This window comes from Paenibacillus sp. J31R120, assembly GCF_056269225.1.
On the sequence record NZ_JBWDNN010000003.1, the window covers coordinates 245,531 to 269,381 of the forward strand.

A 23,851-nucleotide genomic window follows, 5' to 3' on the forward strand; every position below is an offset into this window, starting at 1 on the left:
CAGCCTAGCTTGTCTTCTATGTAGATGATCAAGATCGTTTATTTGTAGATTCGATCTTTATTGTACAGAATACATGTTCGCTCGGCAATGTCATTTTCAGGACGTTGGCCTTTCCGCTGGCCTCACCGCTCATGCACACGTGGAATCTCCACCATGCTAAGGTCGGTAGCGGCAATCACATGCGGGAATACAGCTACAGCTTCCTCTACGAGCTTAGACAGCTCTTCATTGCTATATCTGCCGCTGAAATGCGTCATGGCGACCTTTTTGGCCCCGGCTTTAAGCGCTGTCTGTGCTGCCTCTACCGTTGTGCAATGGCCGAATTCATGCGCCTTCTCTTCCAGTCCTGCGGCGAAGGTCGCCTCGTGCACAATGAGATCGGCATGAAGGCTGAGTCTTTCTGCCATCTCGCAAGGGCTTGTATCTCCAAGCACCGTTACGATTCTGCCTCTCAGAACACCGTCGGTAACGGCATCGGGCGTAATGATCGTGCCATCCTCCAGCGTAATCGGGTGTCCGGCCTTAAGCTTACCGAACAGCGGCCCGGATTTAACACCCAGCGCGCGCAATTTATCGGCCATGAGCGGTCCCGGCGTATCGCGCTCCTCCACCCGGTAACCAAGACAAGGCACGCGATGGACAAGTGGACCTGTCTCCACCCGGAAACGGCCATCCTCATAGATGAACGCCTGCTGCTCCTCCAGCTCATGTATGATGAGCTCGTAATCCAGTACAGTCGCCGTTAGCGAAAAGACGGTGTCTATATAAGACTTTAGCCCGATTGGTCCAAACATGGTCAGCGGCGTCACGCCGCCGTCGAACGATCTGCTGCTAAGCAACCCCGGCAGTCCGTACAGATGGTCCCCATGAAGATGAGTTATAAAGATCTTCTCCAGCTTGCTCAGCTTAAGCGGCACACGCATCAGCTGATGCTGCGTCGCTTCTCCGCAATCGAACAGCCACCACCCCGTCTCCGGCTCAGGCAGCTGAAGCGCGATGGCAGTTACATTGCGATGCTTGTTCGGCCTTCCGGCCCCTGTACCCAGAAACCACATTTTCATCGTTCAGCCCTCGCTTTATTCGCATTTTATAGACCGATCTTTAATGAGAAAGGAGCCCTTCGCCCTCGGATTGCGGAATCCGAATACGAAAGGCTCGTACTTGATCAGGTTATACCTTCTCGACGTTGAAGTATTGCGCTTCCGGATGGGCGAATACCATCGCAGATACGGATGCTTCCGGTTCCATCATAAAACCTTCAGTCAGCTCTACGCCAATATCTTCCGGCTTCATCAGCTCGAAGAGCGGGCCTTGATCCTCCAGATTCGGACAGGCCGGATAGCCGAAGGATACTCGAATGCCCTTATATCGCGCTCCGTGGCGCTGCTTCATCGTCATCTCCGGCGGATCAGGATAGCCGCATAGATCACGCATCCGGTGATGGATACGCTCAGCCAAGCCTTCCGCCACCTCCAGCGCAACGGATTGAAGGGCATGGGAGCGTAAATAGTCGCCTTTGTCCTTCCAATCGTTGGCCAGATCGCGAATGCCCTGTCCCGCTGTTACGACGAGGAAGCCCACATAATCCATCACACCACTGTCGACCGACTTCAAGAAGTCCGCCAAGCAGAGATAAGGCTCCACATGCTGACGAGGGAAGGTGAATCGCTTGATCTCCTTGCCAGGCTGCTCAGGGTCATAGATGATAACATCATTGCCTGAAGATTGAGCCGGGAAGAAGCGATACATAGCGTTGGCTTTCAAATACCCCTCTGCACTGCCTTCCTTCAAGATGTCATCCACGGTTTCCTTCAAATGCAGCGCCTTCTCATTGCCCTCGGCAAGCAGCTTCTCAACTGTGCCCTTCAGCCCAAGGTGATGGCCCAGCAGCATCTGCATATTGACGTAAGGCACAATATGAGGAATAGGCACATCTCTCATAATGTGACGTTCCAAATCCGGCGGCGCGAATACGGGGGCATTGGGATCAATCTTGGAGCGGACGGCGCGCGTCAGCTGTGGCATAGGCTTCACTTCTTCTTCCAATGCTGCCCCTGCGGCCTTGAACGCTGCAAGCTCTTCCTCCAGCTTCTCCCGATGCGCAGGGTCCATTAGCTTATTGGCAATATCCAGTCCGTCCATCGCATCCTTCGCATACAGTACAAGACCGTCATACTCCGGGCCAATTCTTGTCTTGGTGAATTTCCGCGTAAGTGCAGCGCCGCCGACGAGAATCGGAGCATCAATGCCAGCAGTCCGCAAGTCTTGCGCTGTAATGACCATTTGCTGTGCTGATTTCACGAGCAGCCCGGATAATCCGATCGCATCCGCCTTTTCGTTGCGATACGCTTCGATCAATTGCTCAGGCGGTACCTTAATGCCGAGATTAATGATTTTATAACCGTTGTTGGAGAGGATGATCTCGACCAGGTTTTTGCCGATATCATGCACGTCGCCTTTGACCGTCGCCAGAATGATCTTGCCCTTGACCGACGATTCCGACTTCTCCATGAACTGCTCCAGATGGGTCACGGATGCCTTCATCACTTCTGCACTCTGCAGAACCTCTGCTACGATCAGCTCGTTATTGTTGAACAGCCGGCCGACCTCTTCCATCCCTCTCATGAGCGGTCCGTTAATAACTTCAAGCGGCGCGTATTTCTTAAGCGCTTCGTCCAGATCCGGGATCAAGCCTTCCTTCGTTCCTTCCACGACGTACGAGCCCAAACGCTCCTCCAGTGTCAGGTTTGAAATCTTCTCTTTCTTCTCAACCTTTTTATGGCGGAAGGCGGCGACAAACGCGGCAAGCGTATCGTCATTCGTGTTGTAGATTAACTCTTCAGCCAGCTTGCGCTCTTCCTCTGGAATGGAAGCGTACCTCTCCAGCTTCTCCGTATTGACGATCGCATAATCCAATCCCGCTTTGGTCGCATGATACAGGTAGACCGAGTTAAGCACCTCGCGTCCCGCATCCGGCAAGCCGAAGGAGATGTTGCTGAGACCCAGAATTGTCTTCGTCTTCGGATACTTCTCCTTGATCATGCGAATGCCTTCCAGCGTCTCGACCGCCGAACCGATATATTGCGGATCGCCGGAGCCGACCGGGAACATGTTCGGGTCGAAAATAATATCCGCCGGATTAAGACCGTATTTCTCCACCAGCAAGTTGTAGGAGCGGTCCGCCACTTCCAGCTTCGCTTCGCGAGATACAGCCTGGCCCCGCTCATCGATCAGGATCATGACGACTGCAGCGCCATAGCGGTGGATCAACGGAATGATTTTTTCAAACTTCGATTCGCCATCCTCCAGGTTGATGGAGTTAATAATCGCCTTGCCTTGCGAATATTTTAGGCCCAGCTCAATAATATGATCATAGGTGGAATCGAGCATGAGCGGTGCTTTGATCTTCTTCGCGACTTGCGGCAGGAAGTTATGCACCGCATACGCCTCGTCAATATCGGTATCCTGCAGGTTGATGTCAATGACATGCGCCCCGCCTTTTACCTGTGATCTGGCGATCTCGGATGCTTCGTCGAACTTCTCTTCCTTAATAAGCCGCTTGAACTTGCGTGATCCGGAGATATTGGTTCGCTCACCAATCATAATAGGACGATTATCCGCTTCGATAAATACAGTATCGATGCCGGAGACTGCGTCGGAATGCTCACCAAGCTTCGTTCTAGGGGCAAACTTCGCCATCGTTTCTGACATTGCACGGATATGCTCAGGCGTTGTGCCGCAGCAGCCGCCCGCAATGTTCAGCCAGCCTTGCTCTGCAAATGCAGCCATCTTCATCGCAAGAGATTCCGGCGATTCATGATAGTTGCCGTTCTCATCCGGCAAGCCTGCATTCGGATAGCAGCTTACTGCTGCGCTCGCAATGTCGCTAAGCGTCCGAATATGATCGCGCATAAATTCGGGACCCGTCGCACAGTTCAGACCAATAGAGATCGGTTTCAAGTGCTCGAGTGAAATATAGAAGGATTCAATCGACTGGCCGGCAAGCGTCGTCCCCATCGGCTCAATCGTGCCGGAAATCATGATCGGCAATTCACGACCGAGCGTCTCGAAGGCATTGCGAATGCCTATGCTGCCGGCTTTCACGTTCAGGGTGTCTTGGGATGTCTCAAGCAAAAGCGCGTCTACATCCGCTTCGATGAGCGCCACCGCTTGTTCATAGTAGCTGTCGACCAGCTCGTCGAACGTTACGCCGCCCGTTACAGACAATGTCTTGGTCGTCGGGCCAAGCGCGCCCGCTACAAATCTGGGCTTCTCGGGCGTGCTGTATTTGTCAGCCGCTTCGCGCGCCAGCTTGGCAGCCGCCAGATTAATCTCGCGCGCCTTCTCCGGGATGTCGTAATCGGCCAGAACCACACTGGTAGCGCCAAACGTATTGGTCTCCAGAATATCGGCCCCTGCTTCCAGGTATTGCTCATGTATTAATGAAATGACATCAGGTCTCGTCAGCACGAGCATTTCGTTACAGCCATCCAGCTCTGCGCCACCGAAATCGTCTTCTGTCAAATTCGCTTGCTGAATCATGGTGCCCATTGCGCCATCCAGAATGAGGATACGCTCCTTGAGCAATTGTTCTAATTTCTGTCTCGACAATGTGCTACACCCTTCCCAAAATCATTACCAAATAGTTTAACAGAATCACCTTATACTGAAAAGGAACTTCCATCGACAATCGCTTTGATTTGAATTATAATCATTATATCATTTAATTTCTATTGGAAAAGAGGGAATGGTATGGCTGAAATTCGCATTCGCAATACAGAGGAACGGATTAAAGGAGAAGAAAACGTTCGCGCTTTTCTGGACAGCCAAGAGGTGCTGTACGAGCATTGGGATCCAAGCAAGCTAACCGAGGAGCTACAAGATAAATTTGTGCTGTCCGATGAAGAGAAAGCTGCAATTCTAAAAACGTATGAAGCCGAAATTAACGACCTTGCCGCACGTCGCGGTTACAGAACTTGGGACATCATCTCCCTGTCCGACGCAACTCCTAATCTTGACGAGCTGCTGAAGAAATTCGAGAATGTCCACACGCACACAGAAGATGAAGTTCGTGCCATTACAGCAGGACGCGGAATCTTCATTATTAAAGGAACAGACGATGTCGGCTACTTCGACGTTGAGCTGGAAGCAGGCGACGTTATCTCCGTACCGGAGCATAAAGCGCATTTCTTCACGCTTATGGAAAATCGCCAAATCGTAGCCGTTCGCCTCTTTATCGAGACGGAGGGCTGGATTGCCCACCCATTCGCGGACCCAGCGTTCACGAAGTAAGACTGTATTGGAATAAAGAAGCAAGCCCCTCCCGGCTGAACAGGCCGAGCAAGGGGCTTGTTTTTATTTCTAGAAGGAATGATTGCGTATCAAGTTATAACGTATTCGGATTATTGCTCTTATTGCTCCAGAATCTGGAGCAGTTCTTCCAGGTTGGCGATTTCATACGTAGGTACGATCTCATCGTTACGCACCATGCCATGGCGATTGATCCAGACAGACGTCATGCCAATTGTGTTCGCGCCCAGGATATCCGTCGTCAGCTTGTCTCCCACCATGATGCCATGATCGGGTTCGATGCCGAGCTTCTCCAGCGCATGCTTGAAGATGGACGCAGCCGGCTTGCCCTCGCCGAACTGCCCTGAGATGATAATATGATCGAAGTAAGGAATAAGTGCCGGCACACCGTCCAGTTTCTCCTTCTGAAGATCAGGAGAACCATTGGTAAGCAGCAGCAGCTTATATTTGCCCTTCAGCTTGTCGAGGACAGCGAACGTTTCGTCGTAGACGATTGGACGCTTGCGTCTCTCTGCCGGGAATTGCTCCGCCAGCTTAGCCCCAAGCTCGGGGTCGTCGACACCCAGCGCCTTAAGTCCGCGTGTCCAAGCTTCTCTGCGGTAATTCGGCGCAAGCTGCTGAAGCTTGCGGAATTCCTCCTGCTCGCCTTCCGCGAAGTTCGCCCACAACCCTTCAAACGGGTTAATTCCAATCATTTTCGTAAACGGAAAAGTCTCGTACGATTCGTACAGCTCTCTTGCTTCCTTGCGGACAGCCGCTTCAAGCTCGACGATATCAACGCCCGCAGCCTCCGCTCCCGCTCTGCAAGTGGCCTCGAACGCTTCCTTTACGCTGCGGTCATCCCACAGTAACGTGTCATCCAGATCAAATAATACCGCCTGTTTGGACATGATGGTCTCTACTCCCCCATGAATCAATTATTTTTCGTCGAACGCTATATTGTGCGCAGCTGCAAACGCCTTAAGCTTCTCGGCCATTTCTTCGGTTTTGAAGCGGTTCAGCAAACGAGAATACGTCCAGCTGGCGCCCTTCTGAGGCATAATCGTGACGTATCCGTCTTGCACGCGAATGCCTTTAATGTCAGCAACATTCAGGCGCTTGTCACCTGTGAAGCGGCGCGACTGGACATAATCCTTGCCGATCGTTAAATAAGGCTTCCGCAGGAAAAACAACGCCGCCAAAATAATATAGCAGGCTACGGTAACCCAATACATGGTGGTCGCCTCAAACTTGGGGTCGCCTTGCATCACAAAGCTGTACAAACCGACAAAAATCAACAGCAAGATCGGAAATACATAGTTGCGTCCCGAGTAACGATCCTTTTTCTCGGCGTTGAATACGACCGGTGCTCCGCCACTTTTCTTGCGGACCTGATTAACCTTGCTCATGTTTTTACGTACTTTGCGTTCCCATGACCTTGACAAGGCTGGTACCCCCTAATGCTTAATGTTGTTGTCCTCTTCGTCTTCGACGTATTTAATCGAATCGAGCTGCTGCTTGAAGTTGCTTTTGAAGTTGTTCAAATAACGCTGCCTCAATTCGTCGCGTTCCTTCGTTTCCTCGTCCGTTAAGCCTACCGTTTTGTTTTTACGGGAAAGCTCGTTAATACGTGCGATCAATTTATCGATATCCATGTGTCTCAACTCCCCTCTAGCTGTAAACATCTCATTCCCTACCATGACATTACGCATTGCATGAATCAAGGTTACAGGAATGACTCCATTTGAACTCAACTCTACTAGTATACCAGAAAATGAGACAAAAAAAGAGCGCTATAACCCAAAGGTTGCAGCGCTTCTTGCACTATCTTCTATTATAGATCCGGAATGATCAGCTGTTGTCCCGGAATAATCAATGTGTCAGTCAAATTGTTGCGATTCTTAATGGTATAGACAAGATAACCTACATCGTCATGCCTCTCTGCATATCGGCTGGCAATCGACCACAAGGAGTCGCCGCTTCCCACTGTCACCACCAGTTCCTGACCCGATGGCTCCATCGTGCCAGATGCCTTCGTTCCCATTAGCAAAAAGCTTGTAAAGAGCAGCAGAGCGATCAGTAAGCTCACAACGATCCGCAAGCCATAAGACTTCATCCAGCCGCTAATTACGCTCATGTATGTCGTATTCTTGGATGTGTCAGGTTCCAAGTGGATGGAACGGTATGAAGAAGGATTCATTATCATCATAATCAGCACCCCAAACATTTGTTCTGTTTTTAGATTAACACGAACAAACGTTCCAGTCAACATAAAAATGCGAACATCCGCTTCTGATTTTATTCAATGAAAATGAAATAGGAACCTACATATTATTGGATTAGTCCATTCACATCTGCCAAATAAAAAACTAACCGTTTATGGTCATCAACAAGGCGCGGCTGTTGGTGTCAAGAGCCATAAGCGAGGGTGCTAGAGCTATCACCCCTTTCTTGTATATGAAGACAATCGCGATTGCTGGTCTACGCCATGCTTCACTCAGGCAAGCAATACAAGCAACTCTACAGTGTGCTCCCGATCGCCGAGTGAACGCAGGAACTGTTGAATACACAAGAAGTTCGCTATGTTCGGTTCACTTTTGGGAATCACAATTCACCGTATCCCGACACAATCCTTTACCGCCAATGAGATTGCTCTTCATCCAAAGTTGCTGACCTGCAATCTGTTCGGGCGCTTCAAGCTCCAATGTTATGATCCGATTCATGATCACATACGTTTCGCTCAAGCAATTCGTTTAAAGTAATAAAACGGTAGCTCCGGCTTTTTAAAATAGGAACAATCTGCTCTACCGTTTTTACCGTCTGCTCTCTATTTCCTCCCGCATCATGCAATAAAATGATAGAGCCGTTTTTTACATTTGTTAAAATTTCATCCGTCATTTTATCCACTCCAGGCAATTCCCAATCAAAAGCTTGCACATGCCTCGACCATAATGCAAAGGTATAGTTCAACTTTTCTACCAAATCTATCGTCTCAGGGCTGAATACTCCATAAGGCGGTCTAAACGATTTGCATCTGTAGTTCGCTGCAGCTTGAATCGCCTTCTCCGCCTCCACAATTTCTTGCTGAATAGCTGCAGCATCGAGTGAAGTCAGGTATGGATGAGAAAACGTATGATTGCCAAGTTCATGTTTTTCGCTGACTATCCGGCGTATCATTTCCGGGTGCTCCACGGCAAATTTTCCGAAAATAAAAAAAGTGGCCCTGGCTTCATGCTCCTTCAATATATCGAGGATTTGCGGAGTGTAATCGCTTGTCGGGCCATCGTCAAAAGTAAGGCAAACGCAAGGGGCCTCACTTTCGGGCAATTCGAGATCTTGAATGATTCGGCGATCGTTAATGCCGTTAAATCCAGGTTCTTTGCATAATTCAATATAATCGTAAACGATAGAATGCATCCTCTTCTCACCATCCTGAACGCTTCTCTGCGACAAACATCATTTATTCAAAAACAGCCACGTTCCAGAGAGAATAGCCAAAAGGTGTGGCCTTTTCCTCGCAAACGATTCGGATATACCGGCCTTTTCCTTGGAGATCAGCCACTTTCTCCACTCCCCCTTGACCATCGGCGCTTCTATAAACAGTTGCCCACTGCTTTGCGTCATTCGAGCTTTGGATGGTATAGGTTCTGGCATAGGCGGCTTCCCAGCTTAGATTGACAGCGGAGAAGACCGCTTCATAGCCAAGGTCAATATAGATCCAGGATATGGCTTCGTCAAACACGCTGCTCCATCTCGTATCCTCCAGACCATCGGCAATATGTTCTTTACAAAATATGGCACTTTCCTCGGAGGAAGTAAAAACCGGCTTATACAACGCCAGATTCCGATTTTGATTTTGTTGAATGGCCATATGGCTTACCAGGCTAGGCTCGCTTACATTTCCAAACACATCTCTGGCTCTAACGGCTATAGCATATGTTTGGTCCTGCTCTACCTGGCTTATTGTGCATTGCGGCAGCTTGGAGTCGCCTGCATGCTCCCCGTTTTTCAGAATTTCATAGGAAGCGACCCATGTGCTGTCTTCCGATTCGTCCCATGCAATTTTCATATTCGTCCGGTTTGAACCCAGCAGCATCGGCTTCCCAGGACGTCCCAGCTTGAACCTTGAACTGGCTTCGACCGACAATATTATTGGCTCGTTATGGATCATGCCTGTTTTCAGCAAGTAAAGCGCATCCTGTTCCATCCTTTTTATTTTCAGGATCAAATCCGTCATTTTTTTATAGTCATACGTTTTTTTAACCGCAGCCTTCATAGAAGTCAACTTTAATATTTCGATTTGTTTAGAAATTGCCAAAAACAGATCGTGATACTTCTTATTACATCCATATTTCAACAAGCTATTGGCAAATAAAAACCTGGAACCCGCCATAATACTCCATGCATCGTCTAAATAAGAGGATGCTTCGCTCATTTCGCTGCCGACTTTTCCGTCGCTGCGGAGAAGTCCTGCCATATAATCAAATAAGCTGAAGTCATCCTTGTAATGCTCGATAAACGCCTTTAATTTTCCGGTTAATTTTTTTACATCCAAGTCAGTTGACGTTTCAAAATAAACCAAATATTTTTGAGGCGATACCAAACGGTCGCACATCTTCGCCAAATCATCGTATTCGTAAAACACTTCTGCATAATGAGGCATGTCCTGTATTCGATAAGCAGGGCTCTCAGGAATAAAGCCGGTGATGGCCATAGAATGCTTAGACGATGCCTCCATGTTCGGATTATGCAATACATAGCCGGCATTCACCCAAATAAAAACGGCTTTATTATTGCGCAACAGCTCCAGCATCTTGTCTTTTACATCCGCGAATTGATGAAATGGGACTTTAATCGGCTTTAAACCAAGATCCGTCATGTCTGCTTCCATTAAAACATTCGCCGGATAGAACCACTTTCGTTTTCTAAGATGCATGACTTCGTGAAAAACGTTATCGCTGCTTTCAAGCGCTTTGTAGCCATAATAATCAATCGGCATGTCAATGCTTTTCAAGTGGTTAATGACTTGTATCGTTCGGCAGTCCAAATAATTAAGCGATAAATTTTTGAAAACCATTTCCATCGCGATCGACCCCTTCCTACGAACTGAAAGGTATGTTTTTCTGTTCTTCCAGAAGTATTTGATTCAGTTTCACATCGTCATCCACTTGCGTCCATAATTCCACGGCTCTCGTTTGATATTTATGAAGCAGGTACAGCTTTATATCTTCGCTTGAGCCGTCATTGCAAACCAGTACTTCATATTCAACCTTGTGCATATCCTGTTCAACCAAGGAATTAAGAGTATATTTCAAGCCGACAAGACGGTTGTATGTGGGAATAATTACGGATATAATGGGATTCATTTCCTATTCACCCTACTCTCTTTGCTTTTCGTCAATGTATTTTACAATATCGTTAAATGTAGCAAGCTTCCCGGCAAGCAAGTCCGAATCTGTTATTATAAAACTGAGCTCTTTTGCAATAGCATTCAATATTTGAACGTAAGAGATAGAATCGACGCCTTATACCTCATCCATGCTTTGATCCTTTTCGGCTTCGGCAACAGACACTCCATACTTCAAAAATATATCGTTTACTCTTTGTAATACCGGCTCTTCCATAGTCATAGTCCCTTCCCCATAAATTTGCGAATCTTTTACGCGCTGCATCCCACGGTCGACCACATATCTCTTTCGAGCTTCAGCAATTCCTCTGATTTATCCCGCACTGGCTGAACATCCATATCCTTCTCATCCGACACCAGTTTGCTTATAAATAGTTACTTTATCATCTTCCAGCCCAATCTGATTTTCTTGAGATTTTTTTGAACGTTAAAAAGACGGCTTCATCCATTAACTTCATCTCAAAAAGCTTGTTAAAGAGCAGTTCATTGCCGATATGTCTGCTCTCGATGATATGAATGCCGATTAAGGAGATTCTTATATAGTCATCCATCGCCGTTTTATGTTCGCACTTAAAGTTCCATAGGTCCTCAAAAGAAAACCCAGCCAACTCTTCTTCCAAACGCTTGGCATGATGAATCACTTCCAACATATCCAATACATAAGCATCAGGATTGTCCTGAATTTCCACAATATAGGCATGCGGCCGCCGCGCAGAACCATTGGTCATCGCCCACGAATGGGTAAGAGCCTTGATCACTCTTTCCTCCGGTATCCAATGAACTCCAGAGCCGTCCGTATCGTCATCCAGGACAGAATACAGGTTGGTTTGAGGATCAAATCCGTTAACGATTGCATAATGGCTCATATGAAATCTATTCCATGCGATATTTTAAGGCAGCCAATATAATAAATTGACTAAGGCCGCGCAGGCATAGCTGGGATCAACATTCGTAGCGATGGAATAGGCCGAATTCAATATGCAATTCATCCAAAACTCGTTATACGGTATTAGCTCTCTGGAATATTTCATTGTTTCCCCGCCAATTAATTGAACTTTTAATTTCCAGTGTGGTGGGACAATAAGCTATCCCATAATTTCCCTGAAATCCGTATCTCCCTGCAGGCCTCATGTTTTTTGCTGCCCGGTATATAAAGAGCGTCACACTCTTCCTGAAATAAGCTGAACATTTTGGAGCTGTGGTTTACAAATTCCGTTCGGCCGGTAAAAAATTCAGGATTAATGACAATAAAGGCATGGCAGCTTCCGCTGCCTTCTCGGCCCATTTCCACGCTTGTAAGTCCTCCTGACAAGAGAGCGCTGAACAACTCCACCATAACCGACATATAAAAACCTTTGTATCCTCCGTTTTGGGGGCTGCCGCCCAGCGGCAGCAGCGCCCCCCCATTTAAAATTTCATGCGGATCGGTCGTATGTTCGCCGTATCTGTCGACTCCCCAGCCAGCCGGGATCGGCTCATTTCTGCTTGCATACTGCCTAATGGTATTGTAGGAAACGACGCTGGTTGACATATCCATCAAAAATCGGTCATGCGCGTCAGCGCCTTTTGGAAAACCCACACAGATGGGATTCGTGCCGACTATTGGTTTCCCGCCCTCTGCCGACGCCACCAGCGCTCGCGTGTTGGACATACTCATGCCTACAAGCCCTTCGTTTATTGCCATAGCCGAATAATAGCCGGCCGATCCGAAATGGGATGAATTTTTTACGGTTACCATGCTGATTCCATACGTTTTGGCCTTGTCAATCCCATGCTCCATCGCCTTCCTGGCAACATAATAACCTATGCGGGACAAGCCATCTATTACACTGACAGCGCCTTGATCGGCTACAATGTCGAAACCGCTGGCTCCGGACAAGACTCCTTTTTTTATTTTTTCGATAAGGATAGGAAGCTGATTGACGCCATGGGACCCATGGCCTCTCAACTCGGTATCGATCAAAATATCCGCTACGCAGGCTGCAACCTCCCGATCCAGCCCATGCTCCAACATAATGTCCAGCAATAATTGTTGCATTCGGCCGACTTCTATAGCGATAAGCGGGTCCGTATCAGTTAGATTGTTCATGATCTATCCCTTTACATATGTTTTAAGATATTGATCCTTAAACAAGGCATCGAAGACAGCATTGGCATCCAACAGGCTTTGGTGATGGTCGTCACCTGCAATTTGCCCCTCGTCAATGACGATAACCCTATCCGATATCAGTACAGAAGACAGTCGATGCGATAAAATAATGACGGTCTTGTCCTGCGATATTTGTTCTATAGCCCGATGAATCATCGCTTCGGATTCCTGGTCAAGCGCGGAGGTCGCCTCGTCGAATACGATCGTTTGCGGGTCCATCAGGAACACTCTGGCAATCGCCAGCCTCTGCTTTTGTCCTCCGGACAGCGCTACGCCCTTCTCCCCGATTAAGGTGTCATATCCCTCCGGAAGCCCCTCGATAAATTCATGAATGTACGCCAATTGGCAGGCCTCTTTCATTTCTTCATCCGTGGCTGACGGTTTGGCAAGCAACAGGTTTTCTTTAATCGTTAAATTAAACAGGTTATAATCCTGCATCACAAATCCAATTCCTTTATGCAGTAAGGAAGGAGCCCATTCTTGCAGATCTATACCATCCAGCTTGACCACACCTTGCTGAGGAATATAAAGACCCGAAAGCATCTTGATCAACGAGCTTTTCCCGGCCCCGCTTCTTCCTACAATGGCAACGCGCTCTCCCGGATTAATCTGAAAGGTCACCTCCTGCAGGGCGTAATGATCGGACTTGTCGTATTTAAAAGACACGTTATTAAATTCAAGTCGGCCTGTTACGTTCGCTTGCTTGCGCAGCGGCATGCCTTCTTTGTTCTGTATTTCCGCAACCTCCAGTACACGTTCAATGGCCGGCAGCTCGTCGCCTAACTGAAGGTCGAGCTGGTTGATCCCGCCGATAGCGCCAAAAAACTGCTCGTAAAACTTCATAAAAATAAGCAGCGCGCCAATCGAAAGCTCGCCGTTGAAAATGAGCAGGCCGCCAATAAAATATAAGTTCATTCGTGTAACAAAAAAGTTGTTAAAAGATACAAAGGTCATATTCCCGCATATATAGAGCTGCCTGGAAAAAAACAGCTTGCTCAGTTGATGCCAATGACTGGTGAACGTAAGCGCTTCTTTTTTTTCAATTGTTAAGGCTTTGATTTCTTTCCATCCTTGTATGCTTTTTCTTAGCCAGCTTTCATACCGTCCCCAGAGGGTGCGGTAAGCATCTGATTTTTTCCAAACCCCCTTGCCGAGCCATTTGGTAATCCAAAAGGACAGCGGGACCATTAAAAATCCGAATAAAGCGAGCTTCCAGTTTAATACAAATAGAATGCTGCCCACCACAAGAACCATTAGCCAGTTAAAAATATAGTCTATAATCTGCTGATTAAAAAACTTTTCAAACACTTCGACATCTTTATCTACCCTGTTTTTCAAATCGCCCTGATTATATTGCTGATAGACATCAAGCGGCATCGCCAAATAATTAGAAAATACCCGTCTGCGGATGTCGAATAGCAATTTTCCAAATGTTTTATTGCTAGCCCTTGCCCGAATAAACGTCACACCGGTTTCAAGCATAAACAAAGCGATATATCCCGCACATACCCACACCAGAAGGCTTGCGTTTTTGCCAATCATCACATCATCAATCAACACTTTAAACAGGAACGGCGAAGCGAGCCCGAGCAGCAGCAGCACGATTTTCCATAAGCCTAACGAAACAAGGGAGGCGGTATGCCGACGAACCAGTACCTTCAGTTTGATAAAGACGTATTTTCTTGCCTGTATCGTTTTCTTCATACCGCTTCCCCCTCTCGCTTGAATTGTTCATGGAACAATGATTGATAATGCTCCGAGGTTTTCATTAGAATGGAGTGATGATCGCAAGCCGCTATCCGGCCTTCATGCAAAACTGCCACCCGGTCGGAATGAATAATAGTAGAGAGCCGATGCGCAATAATGATCGCTGTTCTGCCGCTGCATAATTCATGTAAGGATTGTCGAATAATTTGCTCGGTTTCATAGTCCAAAGCGGATGTTCCTTCATCAAAAATGATAATTTGCGGGTTTTTAAGAAAAATGCGTGCAATCGAAAGCCGCTGCCGCTGCCCCCCGGATAAGTCGACGCCTTCTGTACCTACGACCGTATCAAGGCCACTCGGAAGCTTGCGTATAAAATCTCCTATATGGGCTTTGTCGCAGGCTGCCCACAGCTCTAGATCCGTACCGCTTGATCCGCCAAGCATCAAATTGTTTCTGATCGTCCCGTCAAACAGAACCGTATCCTGCTGGACCATGCCGATATTTCTGCGCAGGGAGCGCAGCGAGGCTTCACAGATCGGAACGCCGTCAATTTGAATAGAACCCTCCTGAGGGTCGTAGAAGCGCAGCAGCAAGTTGGCTAAGGTGCTTTTCCCTGCGCCGCTTTTGCCGACCAGCGCAAGCTTTTCCCCGGGCCTGATGGCAAGTGAAAGCTCCTTTAACACGGGATGACTGTCATAACCGAATGTCACGTTATCAATTGCAATAAAGCCGTGAGGAACGTCAAGCTCGATACGATCGGCGGAATCGGCTTCTTTTTCTACAGCATCATGCAGCAGCAGGTTAAATACTCTGTTGATGGAAACCATATTCCGCTGCACTTTTACAATCGTTTCATTAAGGCCCTTCAGCCTGCTTGAGCATATATAAAAATAATCTATGACGGCTACAAAACCGCCGACGGTGAGCTCCCCGTTAATGAGCAGAATGCCGGAGACTGCATACAACACAAGATGAGTGACCAGCAAAACAAAAGCATTCGTTCGCTCCGCGCTAACCTCAATCAGGTTTGACGCAATGCGGATTCTCGTCAGCTTGGACCAGCCTTTAATAAATCGTTTGATGACGGGCCTTTCTGCTGCCATCAGCTTAATTTCGTGAATGCCCTCGATCATCTCGGAAAGCCAGCTAATATGCTTGCCGTAAGTTTCCCTTTCGTTTTGCGCATATTTCTTTAACCGGCCTGCAAAATATTTGGAGAGAAATACGGAAGCCGGTACTACGGCCAGCATTAATAATGCAAGCTTGTAATTGATTATCCAAACGAGAGAAAGCGCCGCAATAATACGAATAATGTCTGCGAACGAGCCAAATATATTGCTGTGAATATACTTTAAAATAAGCTCGGTATCGTAATTAATGTTCACCGCCAAATCTCCCGCTTGGGCGCGATTTAAAAATGAAGCTTTCATACGGAATATTTTTTGAAACATTTTTCGCCGTATATCAAACAAAAAACGAGTAGACAAGTAAGACCATGTAATATTTAAAATAAAATGAAGGGATTGTTCGCCAACAAAGATTACACCGTAAACAAGTACGATCGTGATAAAAAAAGAGGCATCCTGATTATAGAACACTTCGTCTATTAGCATTTTGAAAATATACGGGTACAGCATGCCAATAAAGGATGTAAAAATAATGCAAATCAGCAAATTAACGAACGTCCACTTGTAAGGTTTGACAAACGTCCATATTTGTTTGGTTAAAAACCATTTAGACCGATTTTCCACTTATTCGTTCCTCCTGTGTTCCAGCAAGTAGTTTATGAATCGCTTTTTCCTTGCCAGCCGCAATTTTGACAGAAACGGAACGAACGCTTGCGAAAGCATCCCGATAGCGGTTGTCTATTTTATGATTCTCCTGCAAAGCGCTAACTTTAGCTAATGCCCCCATGACTGACGTATCCATGTCAATCGCGGTTATGACTGCATTTTCCCAAATCCCGTCCTCGTACAGCCAGGATATTTCCTGACCGACCTGCATTTGTCCGGCAATAGCGGGCTTCACATCAAAGACAATAGCCACATCTTCTGTTCCCTCGTTGTATACAGCTTGTCCCGTGAGGCCGGAATAGACGATAGCGGTATAGGAAACGTTAACCGTTATAAATACAACAGCCGTCATTAATGCGACAACGAGCAGTGTTAGTCCGGGAAGCTTAACAGAAAATGAAAATAACTTCTGCATAGAGATCTTGAACATACTCTGTCCCCCGTCTTGAATTTATTTCATGGACAAATCCACAAAATCTTTGCACTTTCCGGTTTGCGAATCCGGCAAAATCATATCGACCACTTCGTATTCGATATCAATATGGCCGCCGATTATTTTTCTAAGCTCTTGGTTATATTGAACTATCACTTCATTGGAATGATTCAAAGCCGCTTGTGAAAGGCATAATTTTACTTTGATTAGAGAGTCGTTCTTTTTAATTACCTGGTATTGATAAACGGACGCGTTTCCTTCTCGATTGCTGATCCCGCGGGAGATGCCTGAGAACAATATGGCATTAATAACAAGTCCGCCGCTTAAAGTAAAATAATCCGCCCTTCTTCCGCCGCGCAACTCCAATAAAAAACGGCCTTTTGATCCGCATGCGCAGTTCTCGGCATAACGTAGTTCGGCGCTGTCTCCCAGCCTGTAGCGTACAAGCGGCCATGCCTTATTCGTTAAGGAGGTAACGAGTATTTCATTGGCCGCCAACTCCGTATTATATACATTCTCAATAAACACAGACTGATCCATAATATGGTTATGCCCTTCGTTGCAGCTAAACGCCAACGCCCAGAATTCTCTTGAGCCGTAATGGTTGGCTACCTTGCACTTGAAAACTTTCTGAATGAGTGCCATTTGCTCCTCTGTCACAAACTCCCCGTTCAATTCGATCAGCTCCATCTGCCAAAAAGGCAGACGATTTTCCGCCACATGCCTGGCTATATTGCTAATAGCCGTAGACGGGCCATGCATCCAACGGGGTTGAAACGACAAAATATGCGACCAATATTCCGTCAATTTTTCCTTGCTCATATTATTCAGAGGAATATGCAAATCATTGCCTTTGTATATGACGGAGTCGGTCACCAGCGATTGGTCCTCGGCCGTTCTGAACGCGTAGAAGCGAACAAATCTGTCTCTCGGCGACAAATCGCGTACCCATGACCGCCTCTTAAACCATAGCGAATTAGAACAGCGAATCCGTTCATCCTTGGATTTATAACAAATTAGAGGTTTTCCTTCCGTACCGCTGGTTACATCTGTCGTAAGCTCTTCTTTATTACACGAATCTGAAAGCAAAAGATCGGTATACGTTTTTACATCGTTTTTTTCCAGAATAGGGATGTGAGTTGAAAAATACTCATAATCGAATTGCGCCTCCGTAACGGGGTCGCCCCATCTTTCTCGATAAAAAGGCACTCTTTCCAGACAATGCTTATACATTTCATACAGTTGCTTCTGTTTGGTTGCAAAAAATAACGGATTAACCTCCGCATGCAAGGCAGTATTATTCATATTTGTTCCACCTGCTTTCCATAGACGCGCCTTTATACCAGATTAAATCTGATTATGGGTGATTGTCCGCTTATACGATTGCACATGGATAGATAAGCATTCGACAAAATTTTTGTGGATAGACTATGATCCAGCAGGTCGGAGTTGCGCGCATTTCCCCGCAAAAAGTCCAGCATACACATCTCCCGCGCCTGTTCATTAAAGCCGATAAAGGACTCGCCTTCCTTCGCCTCCGACAAATCGTCTATTGTAATCTTTTCAAATGGCTTTCCACCTATCAGATCCGAGTTGCGAAATATGTAGATCTCAAAATGCTCGACCGAACCAGTGCCGTTTTCCGTATCCTGATTGCGGTCTTTGATTTCTTTTGATTGGTAGCTGTGTACCTGGATATTCATAAGCGGGCCTAATTGTATGTTCACCCTCTCATGGCGGACTCTGCCATTAGATTTATAGGTGTCTGTGGGAAGCTCCGTCCAGCTTCTCCGCGAGTACCCACTCTGCAACAAGTTCAAGCTGCATGTTGTAATCGACTTTTCCCCTCGATTGAATTGAATCAGGCTGTAAAAATCCAATTCACCAAATTGCTGAAAGCCATATTGCTCTTTATTCAAAAAAATAGGGTTAAATTTATTGGTGCCGAGCAACTTCTCATAATCCCGCTCATTCAATACTTCCATAAAGTCATCCGGCCTTACAGCCGCAGTATATAGCTCGGCATTATCCGTTTTTTTCGCATCCAACAGATCGTTCAATTTAATAAACCAGCACATCAAATCGATAAAGTGGTATCCGCTGTGAAACAGCTTCCCATATCCATATTTATAGGGATGGTTCTCGCGAGTAATAAACTCATCCGGCATATTCCACATGCCGTCGCAATGATAGATGTCGAAATGAGTAATCGGGACTCCAAACTGCTCAATGCTTTCTTTGCACAAGGAATGAATATACTGGTATCCCTGATGCCATCTGCGCTGGCATTGCACCTCGCAATACATTCCGTCGGCGCGCGCCTCTTTATATAAATCTACGAGCGCTTCATAGTCCTCGACAATCTTTTTAGCCATGCTGGTTTGTGTGCTGACATGTTTGGGCGATGTAACGGGCTTATCCGTCAGCGTGTGGATTCGGTTAGCTATAAAAAACTTCAAGTACGCGAAATGGGACTTGGGTTCAGTTGAAATAATGGCATGTGTAATTTGCTGTTCCTTAATCAGCTTTTGGAGCTTTTTTTCATATAGCTCCGGCAGTTCCTCCGCGTCCCGATACTGGTCCGATACGTATAAAGTAGCGATATCCAAACCGTTGGAAGTCAAATATTCGTTCACTTCATTCTGTTTGGATTGCAGTTCTACGATTAACTTGGGCATAAACCCGTATTTTTTGAAGTAATGCATATAAATCCGTTTGGCATGAGGACCTAATCCGACAAGAACAAGCGATTGGACAAGCTCTTTGTCCCTTTCCTCCAACTCGGCGGTTTCATCGCAAAATTCTGTATGCTTCATTTGATTTGCATGCTCAAGAACCATAATGTACCTCATTGAACACTCCCGTAATATTTTTGCTCCAGAACAAGGTTCCGCATAAATCCGTATACTTTCTTCCTTTTACAGTCAAATAGATCTTGTCATCCTCGAAATATATAAGCTCATTATCGCTCAACGCCTCAAACTCCTCGGGAAAATCGTCGCAAGGCGAAGATTGATACCGCGCATAATAGGCCGTTGTGTCCAGCACTCCCAAAAACCAGGCATAAACAACGGTTCTTCTTTTATTTTCTTCCTCATTCATCTCGAATCCGTACCACGCCAGATCATGAAAGTCTTGGTGCAAATAGTCCTCGATAGCCTTCTTGACCAGCTTGGCATCCTCCCAGCTTGACGTTCCGTAATGGATAAGGTTGTTATAAGATCTGGAGCCGCTGCCGATACCGAGGGTTTCCGTCCCCATATATTCATAAATTTTTTGCTGATGAGTCGAGTTCTGGTTCTTTTTAATAAATTTCACATGGGATTCGCAATCGTAGCCGTTATTCAGCAAATATTCATAATACAAATCATAAAGTTTATATTTTTCTTTAGTCGTCATAATGTTGGAGGATGATTTAAACAAGCTGCTCTTTTTGCCCGAAAGAGGGTAGATAGATATCGTCTCCGGACCAAATTGCACAACGTCCTCCAGCGTCTCCATAAAGTCGTCATTGCTTTGGCCGACTATGCCATTAATCAAATCAATGTTAATATTTAGTCCGTTATTGCGAATCGTATGAATCACCCCGAGAATATCCAGCGACTCGTCCCGATTAACGCCCTTGCGCAAGTCACCTTTCAAGCTTTGCACGCCGAGGCTCAACCGTTTGATCCCAACTTTTGCAAGATCGGCAATGTACTCCTTCGAAATAATTTCAGGCGAAATTTCCATGGACGGCTCCAAATCGGCATCAAACGTCACATTACATTTGGCAAGCGTGTCGAATACCTTCTCATAGTCCGATACCGAAACCGTGTTCGGCGTGCCTCCGCCAAAACAAATGGACTTGATCTTCACTTTCTCTTTGAAAAATTGGTTATAGAACAAAATTTCTTCATTCAGCCGATTCATATATTTGCGGTAATAGTCCTCATCGTCCTTTACCAGCTTAAAAAAGGTGCAGAACGAGCAGCTCCACTTGCAAAAAGGAATATGGAAGTACAAATTAACTTCTTTTGTGTTTTCCCATGCTTTTTGAAAATCGATACGAATAGGCTTATAGGCGAAATGGCTAGGATACATCCCGATAATAAAGCCGGGCCAGTAACCTGCCTGAATCATTTTTTTTAATCTTTTGGACAGATGATTCATAAACAACTCTCCTTTTGTATAATCACGTGCAACAAATTAGGCCGCCGCTTTTTTCTTCACAAGCTCGAGCAGAGAACCGTACCGCTTCATCTCATCAAAGTTCATTTCCTCATCATCGAATTCAAGATCAAACTCCATCTCGACATTGATGATCATTTCGATCATCAAAATCGAATCGAATCCCAAATCATCCGTGAGACTCGTGGTTGGAGTAATCTCCAAACCATCTTCAATTCTCTTTTTGGAATGATTTCCAATAATTTCTTTCAACTTAACATCGACGTCACACATTTAAATGTCCTCCCAAAATAAAATCAATTTGCATGGTGCATTGCATTGTAGCTTGCTAGTATTTGATCGTAAACCTTGGAAAATTCCGCTCCGCCTTGCGCCGCCGCCCGCAGCCAATTGTTGTGATGCAAGCGAATGCCCAATTGCACAGCCTGCTCGCCATAGGAGCGCCAACTGGAAAGAATATCTTCCATGCGCGGATGTTTTCTTTCTCTTTCATAAGCTGTTAACAAAACAATTTGGACAATTTCCATTTCATCCGTTCCACGCGAAATGTCAATAGGTTTTTGCTTCAAATAGTCCATCGCTTCTTTTAATATGACGGCGCCGGCAAAGCCGTCTCGCGCGGCATATTTGAGATGATACACATGCATCATGGCCATTGTTCCGAAGCACATTGGACATGGCTCCAGGGTGGAGTACAATGTATACGATTTTATTTCGGGGTGCTCACTATGTTTCAGATGAGTAAGCGCCGTCATCTCGGCATGAGCCATATAAGTGCCGGCGAGCGGATGCTGAGAAGTGCTATCGAATATCATATTTCGTCCGGTGGAAACATAATTTAAGTTGGCATCCACCACCGCCGCACCTATGGGCAAGGTATGGTTTTTAAATGACTCCCAAGCCAACGTAAAAACTTGCTGCCAAGGATAGTCCAACTCCCTCCACAACCCTTTCTCCTCCTTCTATGACGATTAAATGGCTGTTCGTTTCGTTTTTCCGGTTAATGTTTTAGGAAGTTCATCCACAAAGAGGATCTGGCTTGGAACTTTATAATCTGCAAGCTTGTCCATGCAATAATTTATAATTCGCCCTTCCTGGGTCTCCCATTGATGCTCATTTAGAACAACTTTTGCAATAACCTTTTCGCCCAGCATGGCATCCGCTTGCCCCATTACTACTGTTTCTTTGACTGCCGGATGCTGCAATAAAATCTCTTCAATTTCTTCTGGATAAATATTGATGCCGCCGCTAATAATCATATTTTTTTCTCTTCCCGTCAAATAGAGATAGCCTTCTTCATCTATATAAGCGAGATCCCCCGTATGCAACCATCCATTTGCCAGAGCTTTGGCCGTTTCATCAGGCGCCTTATAATATCCCTTCATCACATTTTCGCCATGGACAAGAATTTCGCCGATTTCACGTATATCCGCGTCAGTACCGTCTTTACGCGCAATGCGAACTGTTACACCAGGAATCGCTTTCCCCACCGAACCTATTTTCCGCACGGAGTCTTCAGACAAAAGAGCCGTTACGCGGGGCGCTGCTTCTGTTTGGCCATAGGTATGTACAAAACCGACTGCAGGGAAGCACTTCATTAATTCTTTTAGCTTATTGAGCGGCATAAAGCTTCCGCCAAAGCAAATGTATTTTAAGGAAGACAAATCGTAAGGCTGTCTGTTCCTATGGGTTAGCAGCATAAACAGCATAGACGGTACTGCTGTGAAATTAGTCACTTTTTCATTAGATATTATTTTTATCCATTTATTCGGCGAAAAAAGCCCATCCAATATGACTACACTGGCTCCCAGATAAATATGCGTTAGAAATTGAGCTGAATTGCAGTACCCGAAAATCATGGGCAGTGCAATCAACACTTTATCTTTTTCTGTTAAGGCAAGCGACTGAATGTTTGATCTAATGTTGGACAGCAAATTTTGATGAGTAAGCATGACTCTTTTGGGTAAGCTTGTCGTTCCAGAAGTCCCCAGCATGATCGCCACATCTTTAAGCTCCTGTTCGTCCAACTCGGATATGGCCCGGCCGCTTATGCCGCATTCCTTATCCCCGATCCTGCTTATACGCAGGCTATCTATTTCGATGACAATGACAGAAATAGATACTTCGCGCAGCATCTGGTTAAGTAGAGCGGCATGCTCACGATCCGTAAACAGACATTGCAATCCGCAGTACCGGATTGTGCTTATCAATTCGGGGGCTTTTGCCTTCGTACCGATCGGAACAATAATTTTATCCATGTACGCAATCGTAAAATATGCAGTGACGTAATCCAAACCGTTCGGTAAAAAAATGCCTGCGCACATGCCGGAAACCGCAAGCCTTTCTACAAACTTCGTTTTTTCCATAACCGACTCGTGCAGTTGTCTATAGGTAACTCTTTTATCCTTGAATACGACAGCCAAACGATCGCTTTCGCTTTTTTCCAGCAACAAATCTTTTATTTTATGCTTCATCAAGCACATACTCCAAAATTCTCTTTAGCTTTTCATGCAACGTCTTATATTTCAAATTGCTTAATTCCTGCTTGCTTACCCATGCATATTCCGAGTGTTCTTCATTTATAGCAAGCCCGCTAATGTCGTCGCCTTTGGGCTTGGCCAAATACGTATAGACGAGCCGATATATGTCCTCTACGGTGCTTTGGGATTTGAATGTTCTTTGATCAAGCTCGCGCAGAAACTCAATTTCCAATTTCGTTTCCTCTTTCGCCTCTCTATACAACGCTTGGATTGGAATCTCTTCGTATTTGACCTTGCCCGAAGGCACGCACCATACGCCCGGTCCTACCTGGCAATTATCAGCCCTTTTGGTTAACAAGGCTCGTCCCTCGTGAATAATGATAATTTCGACTGCAATCCTGTAATTTGGATGGCTTTTCATAA

23 protein-coding genes are annotated in these 23,851 nt (G+C 46.1%); 1 reads left to right on the plus strand and 22 read right to left on the minus strand.

Annotated elements, in window-relative coordinates:
* Nucleotides 1-122: 122 nt before the first annotated feature.
* Both rnz and metH read right to left on the minus strand, forming a co-directional pair.
* Entirely contained in the window at nt 123-1,061 is a 939-nt protein-coding gene (rnz, locus tag AC0YNW_RS13480) for a ribonuclease Z (protein WP_475832438.1), read from the minus strand.
* A 109-nt stretch (nt 1,062-1,170) separates the two neighbouring features.
* On the minus strand, nt 1,171-4,551 hold the full coding sequence (gene metH / locus AC0YNW_RS13485; RefSeq protein ID WP_475832695.1) for a methionine synthase: 3,381 nt from the start codon (nt 4,549-4,551) through the stop codon (nt 1,171-1,173).
* A gap of 201 nt (nt 4,552-4,752) precedes the next feature.
* On the opposite strand from metH, the gene AC0YNW_RS13490 reads away from it, so the two are divergent.
* Entirely contained in the window at nt 4,753-5,292 is a 540-nt protein-coding gene (locus AC0YNW_RS13490; RefSeq protein ID WP_475832439.1) for a 1,2-dihydroxy-3-keto-5-methylthiopentene dioxygenase, read from the plus strand.
* Nucleotides 5,293-5,411: 119 nt separating this feature from the next.
* On the opposite strand, the gene AC0YNW_RS13495 is transcribed toward AC0YNW_RS13490, so the two are convergent.
* The 20 genes from AC0YNW_RS13495 to AC0YNW_RS13590 all read right to left on the minus strand — a co-directional run bounded on the left by AC0YNW_RS13495 (nt 5,412) and on the right by AC0YNW_RS13590 (nt 23,849).
* The gene (locus AC0YNW_RS13495; protein ID WP_475832440.1) at nt 5,412-6,200 is read right to left on the minus strand and encodes an HAD family hydrolase; all 789 of its coding nucleotides are present in this window, start codon (nt 6,198-6,200) and stop codon (nt 5,412-5,414) included.
* Nucleotides 6,201-6,227: 27 nt separating this feature from the next.
* On the minus strand, nt 6,228-6,734 hold the full coding sequence (locus AC0YNW_RS13500; protein ID WP_475832441.1) for a hypothetical protein: 507 nt from the start codon (nt 6,732-6,734) through the stop codon (nt 6,228-6,230).
* Nucleotides 6,735-6,746: 12 nt separating this feature from the next.
* The gene (locus AC0YNW_RS13505; protein ID WP_119799678.1) at nt 6,747-6,944 is read right to left on the minus strand and encodes a DUF896 domain-containing protein; all 198 of its coding nucleotides are present in this window, start codon (nt 6,942-6,944) and stop codon (nt 6,747-6,749) included.
* 179 nt (nt 6,945-7,123) lie between these two features.
* A complete protein-coding gene (locus AC0YNW_RS13510) occupies nt 7,124-7,498 on the minus strand; it encodes a LysM peptidoglycan-binding domain-containing protein (RefSeq protein WP_475832442.1) in 375 nt (124 codons plus the stop codon).
* Between the two features lie 485 nt (nt 7,499-7,983).
* On the minus strand, nt 7,984-8,706 hold the full coding sequence (locus AC0YNW_RS13515) for a polysaccharide deacetylase family protein (protein WP_475832443.1): 723 nt from the start codon (nt 8,704-8,706) through the stop codon (nt 7,984-7,986).
* Between the two features lie 43 nt (nt 8,707-8,749).
* Nucleotides 8,750-10,372 carry a discoidin domain-containing protein gene (locus AC0YNW_RS13520; RefSeq protein ID WP_475832444.1) on the minus strand — a complete coding sequence of 541 codons (1,623 nt, stop codon included), beginning with the start codon at nt 10,370-10,372 and terminating at the stop codon, nt 8,750-8,752.
* Between the two features lie 16 nt (nt 10,373-10,388).
* Nucleotides 10,389-10,655 (minus strand): glycosyltransferase family 2 protein, encoded by a 267-nt coding sequence (locus tag AC0YNW_RS13525; protein ID WP_475832445.1) that lies wholly within the window; start codon nt 10,653-10,655, stop codon nt 10,389-10,391.
* 12 nt (nt 10,656-10,667) lie between these two features.
* Complete coding sequence (locus AC0YNW_RS13530) at nt 10,668-10,802, minus strand: hypothetical protein (protein WP_475832696.1); 135 nt, start codon at nt 10,800-10,802, stop codon at nt 10,668-10,670.
* Nucleotides 10,803-11,079: 277 nt separating this feature from the next.
* The gene (locus tag AC0YNW_RS13535; protein WP_475832446.1) at nt 11,080-11,562 is read right to left on the minus strand and encodes a hypothetical protein; all 483 of its coding nucleotides are present in this window, start codon (nt 11,560-11,562) and stop codon (nt 11,080-11,082) included.
* 191 nt (nt 11,563-11,753) lie between these two features.
* Nucleotides 11,754-12,785: an Ldh family oxidoreductase gene (locus AC0YNW_RS13540; RefSeq protein WP_475832447.1), complete on the minus strand. Its 1,032-nt coding sequence runs from the start codon at nt 12,783-12,785 to the stop codon at nt 11,754-11,756.
* Between the two features lie 3 nt (nt 12,786-12,788).
* Complete coding sequence (locus AC0YNW_RS13545; protein ID WP_475832448.1) at nt 12,789-14,549, minus strand: ABC transporter ATP-binding protein; 1,761 nt, start codon at nt 14,547-14,549, stop codon at nt 12,789-12,791.
* A complete protein-coding gene (locus AC0YNW_RS13550; RefSeq protein WP_475832449.1) occupies nt 14,546-16,303 on the minus strand; it encodes an ABC transporter ATP-binding protein in 1,758 nt (585 codons plus the stop codon). Before AC0YNW_RS13550 ends, AC0YNW_RS13545 begins: the two co-directional genes overlap by 4 nt.
* Complete coding sequence (locus AC0YNW_RS13555) at nt 16,287-16,775, minus strand: hypothetical protein (RefSeq protein WP_475832450.1); 489 nt, start codon at nt 16,773-16,775, stop codon at nt 16,287-16,289. The genes AC0YNW_RS13550 and AC0YNW_RS13555 overlap by 17 nt, the downstream gene beginning before the upstream one ends.
* 21 nt (nt 16,776-16,796) lie before the next feature.
* Nucleotides 16,797-18,083, minus strand: coding sequence for a phenylacetate--CoA ligase family protein (locus tag AC0YNW_RS13560; RefSeq protein ID WP_475832451.1), 1,287 nt, complete (start codon nt 18,081-18,083; stop codon nt 16,797-16,799).
* Between the two features lie 32 nt (nt 18,084-18,115).
* Nucleotides 18,116-19,630, minus strand: a complete 1,515-nt coding sequence (locus tag AC0YNW_RS13565) for a Gfo/Idh/MocA family oxidoreductase (protein WP_475832452.1) — start codon at nt 19,628-19,630, stop codon at nt 18,116-18,118.
* The gene (locus AC0YNW_RS13570) at nt 19,608-20,930 is read right to left on the minus strand and encodes a radical SAM protein (RefSeq protein ID WP_475832453.1); all 1,323 of its coding nucleotides are present in this window, start codon (nt 20,928-20,930) and stop codon (nt 19,608-19,610) included. The genes AC0YNW_RS13565 and AC0YNW_RS13570 overlap by 23 nt, the downstream gene beginning before the upstream one ends.
* Nucleotides 20,931-20,966: 36 nt before the next feature.
* Nucleotides 20,967-21,221 (minus strand): phosphopantetheine-binding protein, encoded by a 255-nt coding sequence (locus AC0YNW_RS13575; RefSeq protein ID WP_475832454.1) that lies wholly within the window; start codon nt 21,219-21,221, stop codon nt 20,967-20,969.
* A gap of 23 nt (nt 21,222-21,244) precedes the next feature.
* Nucleotides 21,245-21,895, minus strand: coding sequence for a nucleoside deaminase (locus AC0YNW_RS13580; protein WP_475832455.1), 651 nt, complete (start codon nt 21,893-21,895; stop codon nt 21,245-21,247).
* A 24-nt stretch (nt 21,896-21,919) separates the two neighbouring features.
* On the minus strand, nt 21,920-23,422 hold the full coding sequence (locus AC0YNW_RS13585; protein ID WP_475832456.1) for a class I adenylate-forming enzyme family protein: 1,503 nt from the start codon (nt 23,420-23,422) through the stop codon (nt 21,920-21,922).
* Complete coding sequence (locus AC0YNW_RS13590; RefSeq protein WP_475832457.1) at nt 23,412-23,849, minus strand: NUDIX domain-containing protein; 438 nt, start codon at nt 23,847-23,849, stop codon at nt 23,412-23,414. The genes AC0YNW_RS13585 and AC0YNW_RS13590 overlap by 11 nt, the downstream gene beginning before the upstream one ends.
* Between the last annotated feature and the right edge of the window lie 2 nt (nt 23,850-23,851).